This window comes from Pseudomonas sp. S2_E02 (genome assembly GCF_054668355.1).
This window is the reverse complement of sequence record NZ_CP162761.1, coordinates 1,300,036-1,320,225: the sequence shown is the minus strand read 5'-3', so window position 1 is coordinate 1,320,225 and position 20,190 is coordinate 1,300,036. Positions and strand designations below refer to the sequence as shown.

Sequence of the window (20,190 nt, the reverse complement as noted above, 5' to 3'; positions counted from 1 at the left end):
GAATGACGTGCGATCGGATTCAAGGCTAGCTGATCTCCGTCCAGCTGCCGGAAGGCTTCAGCGCCGCCAACTGCCCAAAGGTAACTCGACCTCGCGCTCGGCAGCAGCCAGCGCTTTCTCCAGCCCGGACTTGTCCAGCGGCGCGCAGTAAGCCGGTTTCGCCCGCTCGAATCGCCAGCTCTCATCGAGGCCTCCGGCGTCGACCGCATCGAAGCCGAGTTCGTCCAGCAAACCCACGACCAATGCCTTGGCGTCAGCGTCATCTGCGGCGACGGGCAGGGCGCGCCGCTCGCTGGAATCATGCGGGCGGGCATCGGTGAGCAAGTCCGCTGCGAGAATGGCATTGAACACCTTGACCACCGTGGCTCCGCGCAAATGCTCTGCGAGCAAGCGGCTGGTGGTGCTCTGGAACGTGTCGAGTACGGCGATGTGGCCGTCGCGATCAGGGTAATAGTTGTTGGCGTCGAGCACGGTTTTCCCTTCGAACCAGGCTGGCGGCAGGCTCGGGATGTGTTCGTAGGGGATGGCCAGCAACACCACGTCGGCAAACTGTGTGGCCTGTTCGGCCGTGCCGATCTGGCAGCCGGTGATGCCGGCGAGCACGCTGCTCATGGTCTTCGGGCCGCGTGAGTTACTGAGCATTACTTCGTGCCCGGCGGCGAGGACGATTTGCGCGACGGCGCGCCCGATGAATCCGGCTCCAACGATTCCAATGCGCATGGTGTATTCCTCTGTCAGGTGGGGAGCCACTATGATGATTCCTGCCCAGATGCAGATAAATTGCACTCTGTTACTTACTTTCGCTAACAGGAGTTTCGAATGGATCGGCTGACCAGCATGGCGGCTTTCGTGATGGCGGCTGAAGCGGGCTCGTACGCCAGCGCTGCGCAACGCCTCGACATGTCGGCGCAAATGGTCGCCAAACACGTGGCCGCCCTTGAACAGCGGCTGGGTGCGCGGTTGCTCAATCGCACCACGCGCCGGCAGAGCCTGACCGAACTGGGCCAGGCCTACTACGAGCGCTGCAAGCACATCGTTACTGAGGCAGAGGCCGCTGATTCGCTGGCGCAGATCATGAATGACACGCCGCGCGGCAAGCTCAGGATCAGCGCGCCGGTAACCTTCGGTTCGTACAGCCTGATGCCGTTCATGACCGCGTTCTTGCGCGAATTCCCTGAAGTGGAAATTGATCTGCACCTGACCGACCGTGCGGTGGATCTGGTGGAGGAGGGGTTTGAGGTGGCTTTCCGGATCGGCCCGTTGGCCACGGCTAGCCTCACCGCCAGGCCCTTGGCCGCGTATCGCTTGATTGTCTGCGCGGCGCCACGCTATCTGGCGGAACACGGCACACCGCAAGTGCCCGCCGATCTGCAACAACATGAGTGCCTGGGTTATGCCTATTGGTCACGGCCTGCCGATCACGAGTGGTCGTTTTTCAACGGTGCGCAGGTCGAGCGCGTGCCGGTGAGCAGTCGCTTGCACGTCAACGAGAGCAAGGCGTTGTTGTCAGCGGCGGTGGATGGTTTCGGGATTGTGCTGGGGCCTGCCGACTTTCTTGAACCGGCATTGCGCAGAGGCGAGTTGGTGAGGTTGTTGGAGGGGTTTGAGGCGCCGAGCAGAGCGATGCATCTGCTGTACACGGCGCATCGGCAGAAGACCGCGAAAGTGCGCCAGTTCATCGATGCCGCGGTCAGCCGATTTGGCTGACCGGGCGATTTGGATGAGTGAATAAAGCGACTCAGTTAATTCGCGGATGCTGCTGCACCAGTTCCTTGCGCTTGGCTTCCAGCGCAGCGATTTCGGCGTCTATGTCCTCGATTTTCTGCTCGATATTGTCGTGATGTTCTTGCAGCAGTTCCTTGGCTTCCTCGAGGTCCGAGGCTGCCGGCGCGGCACCGCGCAATGGCTTGTTCGCGGTTTCCTTCATGGTCACCCCGGTGGCCAGACCGATCACGGCGATGACCATCAGGTAATACGCCGGCATGTACAGATTATTGGTGCTCTCGACCAGCCACGCGACCACGGTCGGAGTCAGGCCGGCGATCAATACCGAGACGTTGAAAGCAGCCGCCAGCGCGCTGTAGCGAATGTGCGTGGGAAACATCGCCGGCAGGGTCGAGGCCATGACGCCGATAAAGAAGTTCAGCAGCACGGCCAGCATCAGCAGACCGGCGAAGATCAAACCGATCTTGCCGCTGTTGATCAGCATGAACGCCGGGATCGCCAGAATGAACAAGCCGATGCTGCCGACGACGATGAAAGGCTTGCGGCCGATCTTGTCGCTGATGAAGCCAATCGCCGGTTGTACGAAGAGCATGCCGACCATGATCGCGATGATGATCAACACGCCACGGTTTTCGCTGTAGTGCAGATTGTGCGAGAGGTAACTCGGCATATAGGTGAGCAGCATGTAGTAGGTGACGTTGGTCACCGCCACCACGCCGATGCAGGTCATCAGGCTGCGCCAGTGTTTGGTCGCGACCTCCTTGAAAGAGACTTTCGGGCCACCGGCGAGGCCTTCACGATCGCCTTGCTCAAGCTTTTCGACGTGCTGCTGGAACGCCGGGGTTTCTTCCAGGGCGTGGCGCAAATAGAGACCGATCATGCCCAGCGGCAACGCGAGGAAGAACGGCAGACGCCAGCCCCATTCCTCGAACTTCGCTTCGCCGAGCGTCGTCGAGATCAACACCACCACACCGGCACCGAGGACGAAACCGGCAATCGAGCCAAAATCCAGCCAACTGCCGAGGAAGCCACGCTTGCGGTCCGGCGCATATTCAGCGACGAAGATTGACGCACCAGTGTATTCGCCACCGACCGAGAAACCCTGGGCCATTTTTGCCAGCAACAGCAGGATCGGTGCCCAGATGCCAATCGAGGCATAGGACGGAATCAGGCCGATGGCAAAGGTGCTGAGCGACATGATCACGATGGTCGCGGCGAGGACTTTCTGTCGCCCGTACTTGTCGCCCAAGGCGCCGAAGAACAAGCCGCCCAGCGGCCGAATCAGGAAGGGCACCGAGAACGTCGCCAGCGCGGCGATCATCTGTGTGCCGGGGTCGGCACCGGGGAAGAACACTTTGCCGAGTACATAGGCGACGAAGCCGTAGACACCAAAGTCGAACCATTCCATGGCATTGCCCAGGGCGGCAGCGGTAATCGCTTTGCGCATCTTGGCGTCGTCGACAATGGTGATGTCGTTCAGGCCGATCGGCTTGACGGTTTTCTTGCGTGATTTCATCCGGGTCTTCTCTTTGCTGATCCATCGTGCCGCGTAGATGCCATCTTTTTGATGGCGCGTACTCTTTGGCTCAGATACATGAGGACACGAAATAATTCACTGCCCGGCGCTTTTTTTCCTGGCACACCGGTGTAGGAGCTGCCGAAGGCTGCGATTGATCGTTCCCACGCTCTGCGTGGGAATGCAGCCGGGGACGCTCCGCGTCCCAACAAGATCGCAGCCTTCGGCAGCTCCTACAGGGGGATATGTGTTTACCGGCGGATGGCCGTATACGATTGCCGCAGGTCGCTGGCCCAGCCATCCAGCACCACTTTGACGTCGTCGGCAGTCAACACCTGCTTGTCGTTCTCCAGCGGCACGCCGGTGCCTTTGCGCACCACTTCGGCAATCACTTCGCCGGTCGAACCGTCCTCGAACGAAACCTCGGTGGCGACCTGACTGTCCTGATCACGGATGCCGGTCGCCGTGCTCACACCGGCAGCGACGAGAGTGACGGGCAGCCACTCATAAAAGCGCAAACCCTGAGTGCTGGTCGCCACTTGGGTGATGGCGGGGCGCACCACCAACGTGTTCGGCCCCGGTTGGTTGACCAGATGCATCACCTTGCCCAATTCCAGTCGCAGCGCCGCATCGTAGTAGTCAGTAACCCCGGACAGCGTGCTCAGCGGAATCCGCGAAGTCGGCTCGGCACTCGGGTAAAACTGGCTTGGCGCCAGGTAAACCTGGGTATATCGGCCCCGGGCGAGTGCCGGGCTGACCCACGCCAGCACCGGCTGACCGGACGGCGACTGGCGCTCGGCCAAGACGCTGTAGTCATGCAGAAAACCGCTGTGTTCGACCTTGTTACTGCTGCAGGCGGACAGGCTCAGGGTGGTGGCGAGGGCCAGCGACAGCGAATGCGTGCGGGTCATTAACGGGTTTCCTTGTGAGGTTGCGTGGCGATGCTGTCCGAGCATTCGATGTGCAACTGGCCGTGGCTCATGATCCATTGGATCAGGTCGGCGGCAGCGATGCTGTGGACGTATTCGACCCAGTGCGCATTGGTCGGGCTGAACTGCTCGAAGTAGCGGCGCAGGACGATGCGGCTCTGATCGCTGGAAACGCTCAGGCACGACTCCTGAAACACAATCGGCGTGTCGGGGCCGAGCGCGGCGGTGCGCTGGCTGAGGATCAAGGGACGATTGCTGTTGTGCCCCTCGGCGCAATGGTTGTCGTTCAATAGCTTCATGCGAACCCCCTGGATTGGAATGGCCGCAGAATGCCCGCGCGGTTTTGCCAGAGAATGTCCGCTTGATGTCTGGCGCGTAGAAATGTTGCTCGATTGAAATAAATGACCCGGGCGGCGAAATGGCTTTAGATTGGCGTTTTTTCGCCGCATGGATCTGTAACTGTGAGCAGACTGCTGTTCGTCGACGACGACGTGGAAATTCTCGCGCTGCTGAAGAAATTCTTCGTGCAGCACGCCTATGAAGTCGACGTCGCGCCGCATGGCGAGGCCATGTGGGCGGCGATCGCGCAGAACCGTCCGGACACGATCATTCTTGATCTGATGATGCCCGGCGAAAGCGGTTTGAGCCTGTGCCAGAAGGTGCATACGCAACTGGGCATTCCGATCATCATGCTCACTGCCATGGCCGAACTGAGTGATCGCATTGTCGGGCTGGAACTGGGCGCGGACGACTATCTGACCAAACCGTTCGCCCCGCAGGAACTGCTCGCGCGGGTGCGCGCCTTGCAGCGTCGTGCCAGTGAACAGCGGCATCCGGTTGAACCATCACGCCCGGTGATCGGCTTCGCCGGTTGGCATCTGGACATCACCTGTCGCGAACTGCGCTCGCCGGAAAACGTGATGATTCCACTGTCCGGCGGCGAGTTCGATTTGCTGGTGGTGTTCCTCGATCATCCGCAACGCATTCTGACCCGCGAACAGTTGATCGACCTGACCCACGGCCATGGCCATGACGCTTTCGACCGCAGCATCGATGTGCAAGTCAGTCGCCTGCGGCGCAAGATCGAGCCGGACAGCAAGCGCCCGGACCTGATCCGTACCGTGCGCAACGGCGGATATCTGTTCACCGCCAAGGTCAGCCGCTCGTGATTCGCCGACTGTGGCGTGGCGACACCCTGCGCCGGCGCATCGCCCTGACCATCATTGCGGCGATGGTCGCGTCGCTGGCGTTGAATGCGCTGTTCGTGCAAGTCGCCGGGATCTGGGCGCGGCCACCGATTGAACGCACCGGTCTGCTCGAGCAGATTGCGGCGACCTCGCGGGTGATCGAAGCCGCCCCGGCCAACCTGCGCCCGCAACTGGCCGCAGCGGCGAGCAGCGCCATGCTGCAAGTGTCATGGAAAGCACAGCGCGCCGACTTCGATCTGCCCAATGACGGCCTTCGCCTGCCAGCGAGCCGGGTGCCGGTGCTGCAGCAACTGCTGGGCAATGATCGAAAAATCGAGGTGTTCAGCCCGGGCGACTGGCCGAAAGGCAGTGCCCAGGCGCATTACGCCGCCGTCGTGCAATTGGTCGATGGCAGTTGGTTATCCTTTATCCCGCCGGAGCGCAGTTGGGGTCTGGAGTTTGGCGTGCGTATCGTGATCGTCATCGCGTTGGGACTGATTGCCACATTGCTCGTCGCCTGGGTCGCCACCCGGCAACTGGCCAATCCGTTGCAGCGCTTTACGCGTGCCGCCAGACGATTTGGCACCGATCTGCGCGCACCGCCGATCAAGCTCGAAGGCCCCGACGAAATCCGTCAAGCGATCATCGCTTTCAACACCATGCAGGCGCAGATCCAGCATTTCATTGCCGAGCGTACGCACATGCTGGCGTCGATCTCCCATGACTTACGTGCGCCGCTGACGCGCATGCGTTTGCGCAGTGAGTTCATGGAAGACCTCGATCATCAGGGCAAACTGATTCGCGACGTTGAAGAGATGCAGTCGATGATCAACGCCGCGCTGGCGTTCTTCCGCGAAGACACCCATCGCGAGCAAACCACAGCATTTGATCTGTCGGAGCTGCTGCAAACCATCGTCGACGATTACCGTGATCAGCAGATCAATGTCGACTTCGGCGGCCCGGCGCATTTGGTGTATGAAGGCCGGCCACTGGGGATCAAACGGGTGATCGTCAATCTGCTGGAGAATGCGCTGAAGTATGCGCAGCGTCCGGTCATTGCGTTGAAGCGTGACGAGTATTCGATTCGCATCGAGGTCAGCGACGAAGGCCCCGGCATTCCCGAGGTGGCGTTGGAGCAGGTCTTCGATCCGTTCTTTCGGCTGGAGACTTCACGCAATCGTGACACCGGCGGTGTGGGTCTGGGTCTTTCCGCAGCGCGAGCCATCGTCCGTGAGCAGGGCGGTGAATTGACGCTGAGCAATCGCAAGAGCGGAGGGTTGATCGCGAAGGTCGAGTTGCCTGTGTGAAATTTCTTCTGTAGATTTTCATGAAATTACAAGAAACAAATTTCATGGGATCGTGAATGTTTCAGCAATCCAGCCAGCACGTCGACAGCTATTACGCCCACAGTTGCGCCGATATTCTGCGTGATCGAGTGGTGCTGGAAGGCGAACATGACGCCGACGTGGTGATCATCGGCGCCGGTTTCAGTGGTCTGCACACGGCGCTGCGTCTGGCCTTGGCTGGCAAGCGCGTGATGGTGCTGGAAGCCAGTCGCGTGGCGTGGGCGGCGTCGGGGCGCAATGGCGGTCAGGCGATTCTCGGCTGGTCGTGCGACATGCCGCCGCTGGAAGCCGCGCTCGGTTATGAGCGGGCCAGACGGCTTTGGGATGGCATGCGCTGGGCTGCCGACGAACTGCGCGAATTGCCCGGCCGCCATGGTTTCGATTGCGACTATCGCCCCGGGCATTTGTGGACGTCGGTGATGCCACGGCGGGTCAGCCTGCTCAGCGAATGGCAACATGAGGCCAGCCACAAGTGGGGCCACGATGCGTTGCAGTTCATCCCTCGTGAACAATTGCCGGAATGGGTGGCCACCGATCGCTATCAGGCCGGGCTTTACGATCCTGAGGGCGCACACCTCAATCCTCTGAAACTGGCCTTGGGCCTGGCGGCCGCCATCGAGCGGGCCGGCGGACGTATTCATGAACAAAGCAAAGCGCTGAGTTATCAGGAGCAGGGCGACGGCTTTCGGGTCAACACCGAGCGCGGTTTGGTGCGCGCCGATGTGCTGGTGTTGGCCTGCAATGCCTACCTCGATGAACTCGACCCGCAACTGTCCAGTTGCATTCTGCCGGTGGGCACTTATCAGGTCGCCACTGCACCGCTCACCCCTGAGCAGGCCAGCGCGCTGTTGCCGCGCAACGTTTGCGTGACCGACAACCAGTTCGTCCTCGATTACTTCCGCCGCACACCGGACAACCGCTTGTTGTTCGGCGGCGGCTGCACTTACCTGGGCGGCATGCCCAAGGACATTGCGGCGGCGACGAGGCCGTTTCTTGAGCGAGTATTCCCGCAGCTTCAGGGTGTCGGCATCGAGTTTGCCTGGGGCGGGCATATCGACCTGACGATCAACCGCACGCCGGACGTTGGCGGCGAGGGTAACCGTTATTGGCTGCAAGGCTACTCGGGACACGGCGTCCTGCCGACATTGGCCGCCGCACGTGCGGTGTCCCATGCGATCCTCGGCGATAGCGATGAATTGGCGTTGTACCAGGGCCTGAGCAATGGCCGTTTTCCCGGTGGCAAACATTTCGCGGCACCGCTGGAAGCCATCGGCAAGGCCTGGTATCGACTGCGCGACAGCATTTGATGAGACTTTGACCATGAACAAGCAAGAAGAAATCGCCGCGCTGGCGATCCTCATCCACGACCTGCGCAAGCACAAGAAATGGACCCTCAAGGAACTGGCCGACAAGATCGGCCGTTCGGTCGGCTTCCTGTCGCAGGTCGAGCGCGGTTTGTCGCGGCCTACCGTGGCGGACCTGACTGCGATCAGCGAAACCTTCGGCGTGCCGACCACGTATTTCTACAGCCTGCCCAAGCCCAAGGAATTGCCGTGGGTGACGCGCCCGGACGAGCGTCGCACGCTGTATTACGCCAATGGCATCACCGACATTCTGGTATCGCCGCAGATGCGCGCCTCGTTCTCCATGCTCGAAAGTCATCTCGAAGCCGGCGCCAGCAGCGGCGATCGCCATCTGACCGACAGCTCGGAGCAGGGCGGTTACGTCCTCGAAGGCGAACTGACGTTGTGGCTGGGCGACGATGAAGAGCCGGCTACGTTGAAGGCCGGCGACAGCTTTCAGTTCGACAGTCATACCCGCTGCCGCTACGGCAACCTCACCGAGCAGCTCACCCGCGTGCTCTGGGTCTACACCTGATAACCATAAAGGATGAACACGATGGACGCTGTCTGCGCTGACCTGCTCGCCGAAGTACGGGCGTTTCGCCAACGCTACCCCGAGGTGCGTTATGTCGACCTGATTTGCCTGGACATCCCGGGGCATTTTTACGGCAAGCGTTATCCGGTAGACATGCTCGAAAAAGTCGCCGCCGGCAGCGTACTGAAGCTGCCGCAGAATTGCGTACTGTTGGGCGTGCAGGGTGGTTTGTTCCCGATTGGCGATTACTGCTTCAACGACGGCGACCCGGATGCCGTGCGCCGTCTGGTGCCGGGCACACTGAAACCGGTGACATGGGAAGCGCAGCCGCTGGGGCAGATGCTGATCACTTCCGACGGCACTGAAAAGCCGATCGAATTCGAACCCCGTGAAGTGCTCGCACAGGTGCTTAAGCGCCTGGCGCGCAAAGGCATTCACCCGGTGGTGGCCTTTGAGCTGGAGTTCTACCTGTTCGATAAAAAGCTGCGCGACGGTCTGCCGCAATTCCCCCGCGACGACCTGACTGACGACGCCGATGATCAACCGAACCTGCACATCGAGCGGCTTTCACGCTTCGCGCCGGTGCTGGATGAAATGGTCGAAGCCACTCGGGCGCAGGGCATCGACGCCACGGTGATTACCGCTGAACTCGGCCCCGGACAGTTTGAAATCAACTTCGGCCATCTCGACGACGGTTTGCGTGCGGCGGATTGGGCGGCGTTATTCTGCCGCAGCACGCGCGGTGTGGCGCTCAAGCATGGTTATCGCGCCAGTTTCATGGCCAAGCCGTACTTGCAACATCCGGGCAGCGGTATGCATGTGCATGTCAGTTTGTACGACGCAGCCGGCAATAATCTGTTGGCGGCCAATGAGCAGCAGCCGCTACGCCATGCAGTCGCGGGGTGCCTGGAATTACTGCCGCACAGCATGCCGATCTTCGCGCCGAACCAGAACGCCATGCGCCGATTGGGCGGCACGGTGAACACCGCGACCAAGGCCAGTTGGGGTTTTGAGGATCGTGATGCGTGTCTGCGGATTCCCGAGTCGGACGCGAAGAATTTGCGGGTTGAATATCGCTTGGCGGGCGCGGACGCCAATCCGTATCTGGTGCTGGCGGCGATTCTGGTGGGGCTTGAACACGGGCTGGCGTCGGGCAAGGAACCGATCACACCGCTGAATGAAGATCGCAGCAGCGGGATCGACTTCCCTAAAGAGATGTTCGAGGCAGTGCGTGCGATGCAACATCAGCCGCAGTTGCGGGAAGGGTTGGGCGCGGAGTTTGTGGATGTGTATTGCGAGAATAAACGCCAGGATCATTTGGCGTTTATGCAGGAGATCAGTGCGCGGGAGTATCGCTGGTATTTGTGACCCGGTGCTTATCCAGAGCGCGCCTTGAATGGCCGCTTTTACGCGCATTGCACGTCTGCTGGCGTGGAAATCGCGTTGCGCAGAGACGCAAGGAAAGTGATGTCGAGTAACAAATCGGCCCATTGAAAGGAATCATGTATGACCACCCCTTCACCTGCTCACACCCTGAGGGCATTGCCTGATCTTGATTACTATCACAGCCGATCGGTGCTGCTGCCTGTTGAAATAACCACTCTTGAAGCCTGGAACTGCATGCGGGCCAAGCCGGGACTGGTCATGCGACTGGCGTTTCGAACGAGGGATGCGATTTGCTCGTTAGTTGGCGTGAAGCGCATCGGCGGTTTCTCTGGCGCCCGTCGAGAGGCAATACAGGCTGGCGAAAAGCTGGATTTTTTTCTGGTGGAGCATAGTGGCCCCGACGTGCTCGTTCTGAGCGTAAGAGACCGACATCTGGATGTCATGATTTGCCTGTCGATAACAGATCATGTGTTCACAATCACATCGTCTGTCGTAACGCATAACGTCTTTGGGCGCGTCTATATGTTGCCGGTGGGCGTAGTCCATAAGGTGCTGGTCAATAGGGACCTTGAGCGTCTCAAGCGGAATACAGGCGCCGCCGAAGTGTAGTTAACGGTGCCCGCGCCGGGACAGCCGCGGTGGGGCAGAGGCAGACGTTGACTGTGGAACGAGTAGCAGCAAGAAGATTTGGAGTGGAACCATGCAATGCACCTGCAACGGTCAAAACAACCTGGTAGATATCAGTCAGCGTTACACGGCGTTTGTCGCAGGAATGCGCTGCCTGGCGACGGGGGACTGGATCAAACTATTGCAATGTGCCGGGTGCGGGCAGCTTTGGCGAGCGGATGAGTGGGATAAATATCAAACCCTGTACGCCCGCAAACTGGACTCGCCCGAGGGCTGGGAATCAGCTGAAATGGAAACTTTGATAAAGCTGCGCATGGTCGAAAATCATGGCGGTCTGGATACATCTGCTTGTCTGGCGAAGGACTGCCAGCAACCTGTACTCAAGGGAAGAGCCTATTGCGTTGACCACTTTTATGAAACCGGAGCAAGAGCATGAACTGCTGAAACTGGCCAGTAGAGCGGGATTAAAGAACAGATCACGTTTTTCTGAATGGGGTCTTCCCTGAAATTTTCCCCAGCCACTCAACCCTTCAACGACATCGGCTTGTCCCCACCCGGCGGCAAACCAAACAGCTTCCGCACCCGATTAAGAAACGCCCCATAGGGTCGCCCCAGAGCCAGCATCATCACGGCCGCACCCAGTGTGCCGCGCACCAGACCTTCGCCCGATGCACCACTGAAGCCAATGATCGCGGCATAGATGGGCACCTGAAAACTGACCAGGGCGATGCTGTCCCATAACAACCTCGACACCCGACCCTGACTGGCTCGTGTCATCACCCAATCGCGCCAGATACCGTAAGGTCGCGCGACCGGAATCATCAGCACCGCGCCCAGCAGGCGCGCGTGCAGAACCTGATCCCACGTCATGCCGGCAATGAAACGTTCATTGAGGATGCCGGTGATGGTGAAAAACAGGATCAGCGCTGTGGTGTCTGCGATAAATGCAGTCCGACGCGTTGACTGTTGCAGGCGTTGCGGCACCTCACTTCTCCTTTCATGGCTTCGGGACTGATCTTTCCTCAGCTGGACGCCGACATTTCATCGTGCTGTGACAGCGGCTGCACGGCGAGGTGCGGAGATTCGCCGAAGTACTCGATCAGCAGATCCGTGAGCACGCGTATCTTGCGCGCGGGATGCGGGCCCGGCGCGCGGAGGAGGTAGGCACCGGCCGGGGGCGGGGGATGGTTAGTCATGATCGGCACGAGTGCACCCGAGGCAATGTGTTCGTGGGTGAGGCAATCGGGCAGGTAGGCGATACCGAGGCCGGCAGCCGCGGCTGCGGCGAGGGCCGTGCCGTTGTCAGCCTTGAAGCGTCCTTGCGGGCGAACCGTGATGACCTTGTCAGCCGCCATGAATTGCCAGGCTTCGGTGCCTTGCATGAGCGCCTGATGGGCGTGCAGTTCGTCCGGGGTTTCCGGGGCGCCGTGCGCTTTGATGTATTCGGGGCTTGCGACGAGCTTGGTGTAGACCGGGCCGATACGCCTCGCGATCAAGTTGGAGTCCTGCAGGTAACCCACGCGAATGGCGCAATCATAGCCCTCGGTAATCAGGTCAACGAAGCGATCGCTGTAGCAGGTCTGCATGTGCAACTGAGGATGACGGCGAGCCATTTCCGCCAGCACCGGGGCGAAGTGCGTTGGCCCGAACGACAACGGCACCGCCACGCGCAAGCGACCGCGCAGGGCGCCGGCGGGCAGGATGGTTTCCTTGGCGATGTCGATTTCGCTGCAGACTCGGGCGGCGTAATCGCGGAACGTCGCGCCGGCCTCGGTGAGTGATGCCCCGCGCGTCGAGCGTGCCAGCAGTTGCACGCCGAGTTCCGCTTCAAGCCGCGCCAGACGGCGGCTGACGATTGATTTCGAAACCCCGAGCCGCAGCGCTGCCTGTGAAATGCCCCCGGCATCGGCCACTTCGACGAAGGTTTGCAGTTCTTCGATATCCATTCTCGCGTTCCCCTTGGCGCGACACAGTTCGCCTCGGGATGCTACTACTGCTGCGAATAGGGGAACAGCACAATGGGTTTTCCAGGCACGGCGTCACTCGCGTGCGTTCTGGAACCAAAAACTGCACGGGCTCCGGCCGTTTTACCGACGTGCGTTACCCATACAAAAGGACCTGCAAATGGCAAGCGAACCCATCCGTAACCCGCACACCGATCAACTCCTGACGCCCGACAATTCAGCGTTGATCATCATCGACTATCAACCGGTTCAGGTGTCTTCGATCCGCTCGATGCCACGGGATGAACTGGTCTTCAATATCACCAGCGTTGCGAAGGCGGCGCTCAACTACAACCTGCCGATCATCCACTCGACCGTCAATGTCGCGACCGGTCGCAACAAACCGCCGATTCAAGAGTTGCAAGCGGTACTCGGCCATCTGCCCACCTATGACCGCACGTCGATCAACAGTTGGGAGGACACCGGGTTCAAGCAGGCAGTCAAAGCGCTCGGGCGCAAGAAACTGATCATGACCGCGCTGTGGACCGAAGCCTGCCTGACCTTCCCGGTGCTCGACGCTATTCAGGAAGGCTATGAAGTTTACGTGCCGGTCGATGCGGTGGGCGGCACGTCGCTCGCCGCACACGAGGCAGCGTTGCGCCGAATGGAGCAGGCGGGGGCGAAGCTTATCAGCCGGGTACAGATGTACTGCGAACTGCAGCGCGACTGGGCGCGCGAGGTGACCGTGCCAGGCTTTATGGGCGTGTTCGAAAACTTCGACGGTTTCAATGCTGAAAAGGCGCTGGAAGCAGCGGGCAACAAGGCCTGATTCACCAGGTGTTGCTGAAGGTGGCGTGGGCGATAGCCGGCGCTGCCTTCATTTGGCCTGTTTCAACGTTTGAAAATAATCTGAACCGCTGTCGGAGCCGCTCGCCTAATGATTAGCTTGTGGTCAATCGCACAGGCGATGTGTCAATAACGGCACACTCCGAGAGGTGGTCAACGTGGCTAAAGACGAAAAGAAAAGCAAAGACAAAGGTGACGCTTCGAAAGCCAGCAAGGATCTGAAAGACAAAAAGTCATCACCAGAAAAGAAATCAGCGGCAGCTTCGACGCTTTCAAAGTCTTCCGACAAGAAAGACAAGAAGAAAGACGCCGAGCCCAAGAAGTCGGCGAAAAAAGCCGACAGCAAGCCTGAGAAGGCCAAGGATTCGAAGAAGGCTGATAAGCCGGCCAAAAAGAAAAAGTGATCTTGAAGGCAAGAAAAAACCCGGCAATTCGCGCCGGGTTTTTTATTGTCTGCTATTTGGAGATCAGAGCGCCGCTTTGACCTGCAAGCCAATCACCAGCGCATTGTCGATGTCCTGCCCGGAAAACGCGCCCGGCTCGATGATGTACTGCACATTTGGGCGCAGGGTCAGCCAAGGCGTGGCCTGATAACCGTAGCCGAGTTCGATCAGTTGCTCGGCGCTGTCCAGGTTCGGGAACGCCGTGCCGTTGTTCAATGCGGCGTCCTGCTGCACATCGCGGCTGCGCGGGTTCGGCACGGCGCGACCATAACCCAGCGCGACGGTGTCTCGCGGGCGACCCTCGAACGGTTTGTACAGCACCACGCCGGTGCCGTACCACTTGCTGAACGGCGACGCCGCTTCGCTGGCCGCCGAGTATTGGCCGAACGCGTGCAAGCTGCGGCCTTCGGACGTCGACGAACTCCAGACGGCCTGGTCGATCAGCAGATAATGACCGCCGCGACCGGACACTTCTTTGTCGCTGCCGATGCGTTTTACGTCGGAGCTGTCGTAGTAGTAGCCGAGCTTGTATTCGCCGGGCAGGGCGCCCGCGTGTTTGTAAACCAGCTCGATCGGCACCACGGTGCCGGTGGTGTGTTTCGGATCAAGGTGCCAGGCGCGGCTGGAGTTGCCGTTGCTCTCGGGGTCGACGTTGAACGCGGCCACGCGCAGTTGCCACGACGACGACAGGTCGTATTTCACCCGCACACCGAGGCGCGCATTGGGGTAGTTGGTCCAGCCGCTGCCGCCGGACATGTTCAGCGGATGGCCGCAGAAACCGGCGTTCATGAAGTTGCACAGAATGCCGCTGTCGAGGCCGCCGAGGTCGTTGCCCATGGCCATGTAGCCGAGTTTCACATTGAGCGCTGGAGTGAACAGCGTGTGCTCGTAACTCAGTTCGGTCAGGCGCGTGTACAGGCCACCGTAGTTTTCCTGGATCGGCAGACGGTTGCCGACCAGATCTTCCGAGGCGCTGTTGCCGCGACGATCGTTGATGGTCAACTGGACCTTGCCGGCGTTGTCTACGCCGTACAGTTTGCTCAGGTCGAACTGCACGCCGAGCTTGATGTTCTGCGAGTAACGCGCCGAGCGATGCAAGCCACCGTCGGCGTTGTAAGCCATTTCGCCGCTGTAGTCGCCAGTGAACTTGATGCCCTGTTCATCCATCTGGTGACGCAAGCCACCCCAGTCACCAGTGAGGGTGCTGCGGGTCAACAAATCGGAATCGATGTCGGCCAGCGCGGGGAGAGCGGTGGTGCACGTCAGGCCCAGCAACAGGCCTTTGAACAGGTCGGAACGGGAAAAACCAACAGCCGATAGCATGTAAATCTTCCTGCAAAAAACATGAGCAATAGGGGGAAAGCAGCGCGGCACCCGAAGGTGCCGCGCTTTACGTGAACACCGTGGTTTACGGCAGGGCGTAAGCCATCACGTAGTCGCCGCGATCGGTCGACTGACGCGCGCCACCGGCGGTGATAACGATGTATTGCTTGCCGGTTTTCGGCGAAACATAGGTCATCGGGCCACCTTGGCTGCCGACCGGCAGACGTGCTTTCCAGACTTCTTCACCGTTGCCGCTGTTGAACGCGCGCAGGTAGAAGTCCTGGGTGCCGGCGATGAAGATCAAACCACCTTGGGTCGACAGGGTGCCGCCGAGGGTTGGCAGACCAATCTTGATCGGCAGGTGCATGCGGATGCCCAGTGGACCGGTGTCTTCAACGGTACCGACCGGAACCTGCCAGGCGACTTTCTGGGTTTTCATGTCGATCGCAGTCAGTGTGCCGAACGGTGGAGCCTGGCACGGAATGCCGGCTACCGACAGGAAGCGGTTTTTGTTCACCGCGTATGGCGTGCCTTTCAACGGCACGGCGCCCATACCCGTGTTCAGCGCTTCGCCGCCACCAGCAGCCTGGCCTTTGTTCTGCGACGGGATCATCTGAATCCACAGGCCCAGACGCATGTCGTTGACGAAGATGAAGCCGTGCACCGGGTCAGTGGAAATGCTGCCCCAGTTCATGCCGCCCAGCGAACCCGGGAAACTCAGCGATTTGTCGGTGCCCGGCGCGGTGTACAACCCGTCGTAGCGCATGCCTTTGAAGTCGATGCGGCAGAGCAACTGATCGTACGGAGTAGCGCCCCACATGTCCGATTCGGTCAGGTGCTGTGCGCCGATTTGCGGCATGCCCAGCGATTTTGGCTGAGTAGGCGAGTACGGTTCGTTCGGGATGTTCGCCGCTTTGACCGGGACTTCTTTAACCTCGGTCAGCGGTTTGCCGGTGGCACGGTCGAGCACGTAGATCTGCCCGGCCTTGGTGCCGATGACCACGGCCGGTACGGTTTTGCCGTCCTTGGTGAAGTCGATCAGGCTCGGCTGCATCGGCAGGTCGAAGTCCCACAGATCGTTGTGCACAGTCTGGAACACCCAGCGTTCTTCACCACTGGTGGCGTCCAGCGCGAGGATCGAAGCGCCGTAGGTGTGATCGAGTTTGCTGCGCTCGACACCATAAATGTCGGTAGACGAGCTGCCCATCGGCAGGAACACGGTGTTGGTCGCCGGATCATAGGACATCGGTGCCCAGCTGTTCGGCGTGCTGCGCACATAGGTGCTGCCGTCTGCCGGCGCTTTTTTATCCTGCGGGTTGCCCGGGTCGAAGGCCCAGCGCATGGCACCAGTCATCACGTCAAAACCACGGATCACGCCGCCGGGCATGTCGGTCTGCACGTTGTCAGCCACGCGACCGCCAACCACCACGGTGGTGCCGGCCATCAGCGGCGCGGAGGACAACTGATAGTAGCTGTCCGGCACGTTACCCAAACCGGCCTTCAGATCGACCTGACCGTTGTTGCCGAAACCCTGGCAGAACTCGCCGGTGTCAGCATCGACCGCGATCAGACGGGCATCAATGGTGTTGGTCAGCAGACGGCGCTGGCAGTTGGCGGCCGGCGCCGGTTTGGCTTCGATGATTTTCGAATTGGCTGGCTGAGCAATGGCAGCGCTGGCGTCGAAATAGGCCATGCCACGGCAACGCTGCCAGACTTTCGACTGGGCGTTGATCGCGTTCTTCCACAGCTCTTTACCGGTGTCGGCATCAAGGGCGATCAGGTTGTTGTGCGGGGTGCAGATGAACACCTTGTTGCCAACCTGCAGCGGAGTGAGCTGGTCTTCAGCGCCATTGCCATCGCTCTCGGCGACGTCACCGGTGTGGTAGGTCCACGCGACTTTCAGCTTGTCGACGTTGTTGCGGTTGATCTGGTCCAGCGCGGCGAAGCGGCTGCCACCTTCGGTATTACCGTAGTGCGCCCAGTCCTTTTGTGCCTTGTCCGGCTCGACCGGGGTCAGGCCCGGGCCAGTGCCGGTGGCGGCAACGGTCGGGTGCGCGACGAACATGTTGCCAGCCGCCACAACCACGCCGACCGCCAGCACCGCAGCCACAGCGTAAGCGCCGCGACCCGCAACACTGCCGTTGGCACGCTTGAGCAGAGGATAAACCAGCGCCACGACCAGGCCGATCACGCTGAACATGAACAGTCGCGAGAACACTGGCCAGAACACCAGCCCGGCATCGCTCACTGCCCAGATCGCTGTTCCGACCAGGAACGCGGCAAACAACCACGCACCGGCTGGCTTGTAGCGCGCGATCAGCAGACCGGAAACGGCCATGACCAAGCCACCCACCAGGAAGTACCACGAGCCTCCCAGGCTGACCAACTTCACGCCGCCCGCAGCCAGCGCCAAGCCGAGCAGGGCGATGACGACGCCCAGCCCGACCAGAATGAATTTTGATATGCCCGAGAGGCGTTGACTCTGCTTCACGTTGAATGTCCCGTTGAAATGAGGAGGGCATTATATAGTTAGGTAACTACCTAGTTAAATCACTAATTCAGTAATAAAGCGTTGTTGGATTTTTGATAACCCGCTTGGGCCGCAAATGGCGCTCTAACAGGCTTCAGCAGAGCTTTTGAAAACCTGCAAAAGACGCCGTTTTGTCAGAAAAAATCATGGTTATGACAGCATTTGTATTTTGCTGTTTTCAGTCAGACAACAACGTTCAACTGACGCACGGCCGTAAAACCAGCTTAGCGGGTACGCGACAAATGGGGAGGCCCCGCTCATTACCAGTTGATGTGCGTGGTTCGACTCATACGGGCGTAGTGAGCGAAAACGGAATGCGCAGCTCTTCGACAGGCCCTGAATCGCGCCCGCACATTTCGTCGTGCACGCATTGCTGCACCAGTACGCAGGGAAAGGCCGGCACGGTCTGTAGCAAGTCCCGCAGGTGGGTGATCGAGCGCAGGTGCATCGGCTTGGCCGCGTCATCCAGCAAGGTGAACTGGCCGTGATCCAGGCGGATCCGCGCCAGATAAAAACCACCTTCGAGTGACAGCAGCTCCAGTTCGCGTATTTCACTGTTGGCCGCACGTTCGGTGAGGGCTTGCAGGTTCATGCTTCACTCCTTGCCTACCAGGGTAGGCGTTCTCCATCGTAGGCAAAGAAATGGCCGCTGTCGGCCGGCGTCAACTGGTCAATCAAGGTCAGTAACTGTTCAGCGGCAACGTCTGCCGGACGCGCGCTGGAGGCGCCGCGAAAAGGTTGCGACAACCCCGACACCACCGTGCCCGGGTGCAGACTGAGCAAGCGACTCTGCGGGCGCGTGCGTGCCAGTTCGATGGCGGCGGTCTTGATCAGCATGTTCAGCGCAGCCTTGGAAGCGCGGTAGGCGTACCAGCCGCCCAATCGGTTGTCGCCAATGCTTCCGACCTTGGCCGAAAGCATCGCCATCGCTCCCCGAGGATCGAGCAGTGGCAGGAAATGACGCAACACCAATGCCGGTCCCAGCGTGTTCACTTGAAACACGGTTTGCAGCGCCTCCGGCTCGATCGCGCTGAAGCTTTTTTCCGGCTTGATCCCGTCACGATGGAGCAGACCAGCCGCGTGAATGATCAGTTGATACGGCGCTTCGCCTGCCAGTTCGGCGGCGGCGCTGGCAATCGTTTCAGGTCGTTCAAGGTCGAGCGCGGGGAGGGTACGGCGCCCCAGCGCGCGAACGCCGGCACAGCGCGAATCCTGTTTCAGCCGTTGGCAAAAGGCTGTACCGAGGGCGCCACTGGCGCCGATCACCAGCGCGCGATAACCGTCGCCGAGCGAGGCCAGGGTCAATGCGCGGTTCACTCGCTGACTCCCGCGCCTTGGCGACGGAAGAACAGTGTCACTTGGCCGACCTCTACACCGAACTTGGACATGCTGGTGCGGTTGATCAACGTGTCCTCGTCCATCAAGTACATCCAGTCGTCCATGCTCATTTCGTAAGTCGAGTCGTCGACCGGCAGGTTCAGGCGATAACGCCAGTGCAGCGTATTGCCCGCGACCTGGCCCTCGGCGACACCCACTACGTCAGCCGCGCGACCGCTCCAACGCCCCTGGCCTTCGGGCGTGAGGGTCCAGACGCGACGTTGGCGGGTGCCGTCGCTGTACAGGAAGCGCTCGTCGAGAATCAGGTTGTTACCCTCACGCCGGCTGACGATGTTGACCTGAAAACGTTTGGCCACCTCACCGCTGCGCTTCTGAAACATTCCCCAGGCTTTGACGGGCTGGCTGAAAAAACGCTGCAGGTCCAAGGCCGGTTGTTGCTCGGCATAACGGGCAACATCCACGCTGCCGCAGCTTGCGACGCTGAGTGCCAGTGTCAGTAACAGCAGAAATCGGGTCATTGCCTAACTCCCTGAAACGCACGAGTGAAGAGGGTGAGATTCGAACTGGCGGCTTGTACAGTGACTGTCTCCTGTATAGCTTTATCGCCGCCCGATCAGTTGCAGGAATTCCTGCCGTGTCGTCGAACTGTCCCGAAAAGCACCCAGCATCACGGAGGAGGTCATGACCGAATTCTGCTTCTCAACGCCGCGCATCATCATGCACATGTGCCGGGCTTCAATGACCACCGCGACACCGGCGGCATCGGTGATTTGCTGAATGGCATCGGCAATCTGTCGCGTGAGGTTTTCCTGGATCTGCAGGCGCCGCGCGAACATGTCTACCACCCGCGCGACCTTCGACAGCCCCAGCACCCGGCCGGTGGGGATGTACGCGACATGTGCCTTGCCGATAAAGGGCAGCATGTGGTGCTCGCACAAGGAATACAGCTCGATGTCGCTGACGATCACCATTTCATCGCTCTGCGACTCGAACAGGGCACCGTTGGTGACGTCTTCCAGGCTCATCGTGTAGCCATTGCACAGATACTGCATCGCTTTGGCGGCGCGCTGGGGTGTGTCCAACAGACCTTCGCGCTCGGGGTTTTCACCGACGCCGACGAGAATTTCACGGTAATGGCTGGCTAATAGTGGGTTCATTCAAGGTGCTCGCGGC

22 protein-coding genes are annotated in these 20,190 nt (G+C 60.1%); 10 read left to right on the top strand and 12 right to left on the bottom strand.

Annotation, left to right across the window (positions count from 1 at the left end):
- Nucleotides 1-57: 57 nt before the first annotated feature.
- On the bottom strand, nucleotides 58-720 hold the full coding sequence (locus AB4O01_RS05895) for an NADPH-dependent F420 reductase (RefSeq protein WP_116256095.1): 663 nt from the start codon (nucleotides 718-720) through the stop codon (nucleotides 58-60).
- A 99-nt stretch (nucleotides 721-819) separates the two neighbouring features.
- Between AB4O01_RS05895 and AB4O01_RS05890 the strand changes: the two genes are divergently transcribed.
- Nucleotides 820-1,707, top strand: a complete 888-nt coding sequence (locus AB4O01_RS05890; protein WP_093431424.1) for a LysR family transcriptional regulator — start codon at nucleotides 820-822, stop codon at nucleotides 1,705-1,707.
- A 31-nt stretch (nucleotides 1,708-1,738) separates the two neighbouring features.
- Here the strand turns inward: AB4O01_RS05890 and proP are convergent, their stop codons facing one another.
- The 3 genes from proP to AB4O01_RS05875 all read right to left on the bottom strand — a co-directional run bounded on the left by proP (nucleotide 1,739) and on the right by AB4O01_RS05875 (nucleotide 4,469).
- Nucleotides 1,739-3,241, bottom strand: a complete 1,503-nt coding sequence (gene proP / locus AB4O01_RS05885) for a glycine betaine/L-proline transporter ProP (protein ID WP_093431427.1) — start codon at nucleotides 3,239-3,241, stop codon at nucleotides 1,739-1,741.
- A 251-nt stretch (nucleotides 3,242-3,492) separates the two neighbouring features.
- On the bottom strand, nucleotides 3,493-4,152 hold the full coding sequence (locus tag AB4O01_RS05880) for a DUF3313 domain-containing protein (RefSeq protein WP_095049047.1): 660 nt from the start codon (nucleotides 4,150-4,152) through the stop codon (nucleotides 3,493-3,495).
- A complete protein-coding gene (locus AB4O01_RS05875; RefSeq protein WP_093431433.1) occupies nucleotides 4,152-4,469 on the bottom strand; it encodes a hypothetical protein in 318 nt (105 codons plus the stop codon). The genes AB4O01_RS05880 and AB4O01_RS05875 overlap by 1 nt, the downstream gene beginning before the upstream one ends.
- A gap of 162 nt (nucleotides 4,470-4,631) precedes the next feature.
- Between AB4O01_RS05875 and AB4O01_RS05870 the strand changes: the two genes are divergently transcribed.
- From AB4O01_RS05870 to AB4O01_RS05840, 7 genes are all read left to right on the top strand, one after another.
- Nucleotides 4,632-5,339, top strand: a complete 708-nt coding sequence (locus AB4O01_RS05870) for a response regulator (RefSeq protein WP_320336738.1) — start codon at nucleotides 4,632-4,634, stop codon at nucleotides 5,337-5,339.
- A complete protein-coding gene (locus AB4O01_RS05865; RefSeq protein WP_460090965.1) occupies nucleotides 5,336-6,664 on the top strand; it encodes an ATP-binding protein in 1,329 nt (442 codons plus the stop codon). Before AB4O01_RS05870 ends, AB4O01_RS05865 begins: the two co-directional genes overlap by 4 nt.
- A gap of 56 nt (nucleotides 6,665-6,720) precedes the next feature.
- Entirely contained in the window at nucleotides 6,721-8,010 is a 1,290-nt protein-coding gene (locus tag AB4O01_RS05860) for an NAD(P)/FAD-dependent oxidoreductase (RefSeq protein WP_460090964.1), read from the top strand.
- Nucleotides 8,011-8,023: 13 nt separating this feature from the next.
- Nucleotides 8,024-8,581: a helix-turn-helix domain-containing protein gene (locus tag AB4O01_RS05855; RefSeq protein ID WP_093431445.1), complete on the top strand. Its 558-nt coding sequence runs from the start codon at nucleotides 8,024-8,026 to the stop codon at nucleotides 8,579-8,581.
- 21 nt (nucleotides 8,582-8,602) lie between these two features.
- The gene (locus tag AB4O01_RS05850; protein WP_460090963.1) at nucleotides 8,603-9,949 is read left to right on the top strand and encodes a glutamine synthetase family protein; all 1,347 of its coding nucleotides are present in this window, start codon (nucleotides 8,603-8,605) and stop codon (nucleotides 9,947-9,949) included.
- Between the two features lie 138 nt (nucleotides 9,950-10,087).
- Nucleotides 10,088-10,576 carry a DUF2867 domain-containing protein gene (locus tag AB4O01_RS05845; RefSeq protein WP_460090962.1) on the top strand — a complete coding sequence of 163 codons (489 nt, stop codon included), beginning with the start codon at nucleotides 10,088-10,090 and terminating at the stop codon, nucleotides 10,574-10,576.
- 91 nt (nucleotides 10,577-10,667) lie between these two features.
- Nucleotides 10,668-11,030 (top strand): hypothetical protein, encoded by a 363-nt coding sequence (locus AB4O01_RS05840; protein WP_460090961.1) that lies wholly within the window; start codon nucleotides 10,668-10,670, stop codon nucleotides 11,028-11,030.
- Nucleotides 11,031-11,116: 86 nt separating this feature from the next.
- Here AB4O01_RS05840 and alaE read toward each other — a convergent pair whose 3' ends face one another.
- Together alaE and AB4O01_RS05830 are read right to left on the bottom strand one after the other, a co-directional pair.
- Nucleotides 11,117-11,578 carry an L-alanine exporter AlaE gene (alaE, locus tag AB4O01_RS05835; protein WP_460090960.1) on the bottom strand — a complete coding sequence of 154 codons (462 nt, stop codon included), beginning with the start codon at nucleotides 11,576-11,578 and terminating at the stop codon, nucleotides 11,117-11,119.
- A 38-nt stretch (nucleotides 11,579-11,616) separates the two neighbouring features.
- Nucleotides 11,617-12,540: a LysR family transcriptional regulator gene (locus AB4O01_RS05830; RefSeq protein ID WP_460090958.1), complete on the bottom strand. Its 924-nt coding sequence runs from the start codon at nucleotides 12,538-12,540 to the stop codon at nucleotides 11,617-11,619.
- Nucleotides 12,541-12,718: 178 nt separating this feature from the next.
- On the opposite strand from AB4O01_RS05830, the gene AB4O01_RS05825 reads away from it, so the two are divergent.
- Nucleotides 12,719-13,366: a hydrolase gene (locus tag AB4O01_RS05825; protein WP_093431462.1), complete on the top strand. Its 648-nt coding sequence runs from the start codon at nucleotides 12,719-12,721 to the stop codon at nucleotides 13,364-13,366.
- A 166-nt stretch (nucleotides 13,367-13,532) separates the two neighbouring features.
- Nucleotides 13,533-13,787, top strand: a complete 255-nt coding sequence (locus AB4O01_RS05820) for a hypothetical protein (protein WP_175559574.1) — start codon at nucleotides 13,533-13,535, stop codon at nucleotides 13,785-13,787.
- Nucleotides 13,788-13,850: 63 nt separating this feature from the next.
- On the opposite strand, the gene AB4O01_RS05815 is transcribed toward AB4O01_RS05820, so the two are convergent.
- From AB4O01_RS05815 to folE, 6 genes are all read right to left on the bottom strand, one after another.
- Nucleotides 13,851-15,149, bottom strand: coding sequence for a carbohydrate porin (locus AB4O01_RS05815; protein WP_460090957.1), 1,299 nt, complete (start codon nucleotides 15,147-15,149; stop codon nucleotides 13,851-13,853).
- Nucleotides 15,150-15,234: 85 nt separating this feature from the next.
- Nucleotides 15,235-17,640, bottom strand: a complete 2,406-nt coding sequence (locus tag AB4O01_RS05810; RefSeq protein ID WP_460090956.1) for a glucose/quinate/shikimate family membrane-bound PQQ-dependent dehydrogenase — start codon at nucleotides 17,638-17,640, stop codon at nucleotides 15,235-15,237.
- Between the two features lie 325 nt (nucleotides 17,641-17,965).
- Nucleotides 17,966-18,271, bottom strand: coding sequence for a DUF6482 family protein (locus AB4O01_RS05805; protein WP_034154117.1), 306 nt, complete (start codon nucleotides 18,269-18,271; stop codon nucleotides 17,966-17,968).
- A gap of 14 nt (nucleotides 18,272-18,285) precedes the next feature.
- Nucleotides 18,286-18,996, bottom strand: a complete 711-nt coding sequence (locus tag AB4O01_RS05800) for an SDR family NAD(P)-dependent oxidoreductase (protein ID WP_427120171.1) — start codon at nucleotides 18,994-18,996, stop codon at nucleotides 18,286-18,288.
- Nucleotides 18,993-19,535: a DUF3833 domain-containing protein gene (locus AB4O01_RS05795; protein WP_460090955.1), complete on the bottom strand. Its 543-nt coding sequence runs from the start codon at nucleotides 19,533-19,535 to the stop codon at nucleotides 18,993-18,995. Before AB4O01_RS05795 ends, AB4O01_RS05800 begins: the two co-directional genes overlap by 4 nt.
- A gap of 81 nt (nucleotides 19,536-19,616) precedes the next feature.
- A complete protein-coding gene (gene folE, locus AB4O01_RS05790; protein WP_034154114.1) occupies nucleotides 19,617-20,174 on the bottom strand; it encodes a GTP cyclohydrolase I FolE in 558 nt (185 codons plus the stop codon).
- Nucleotides 20,175-20,190 lie beyond the last annotated feature (16 nt).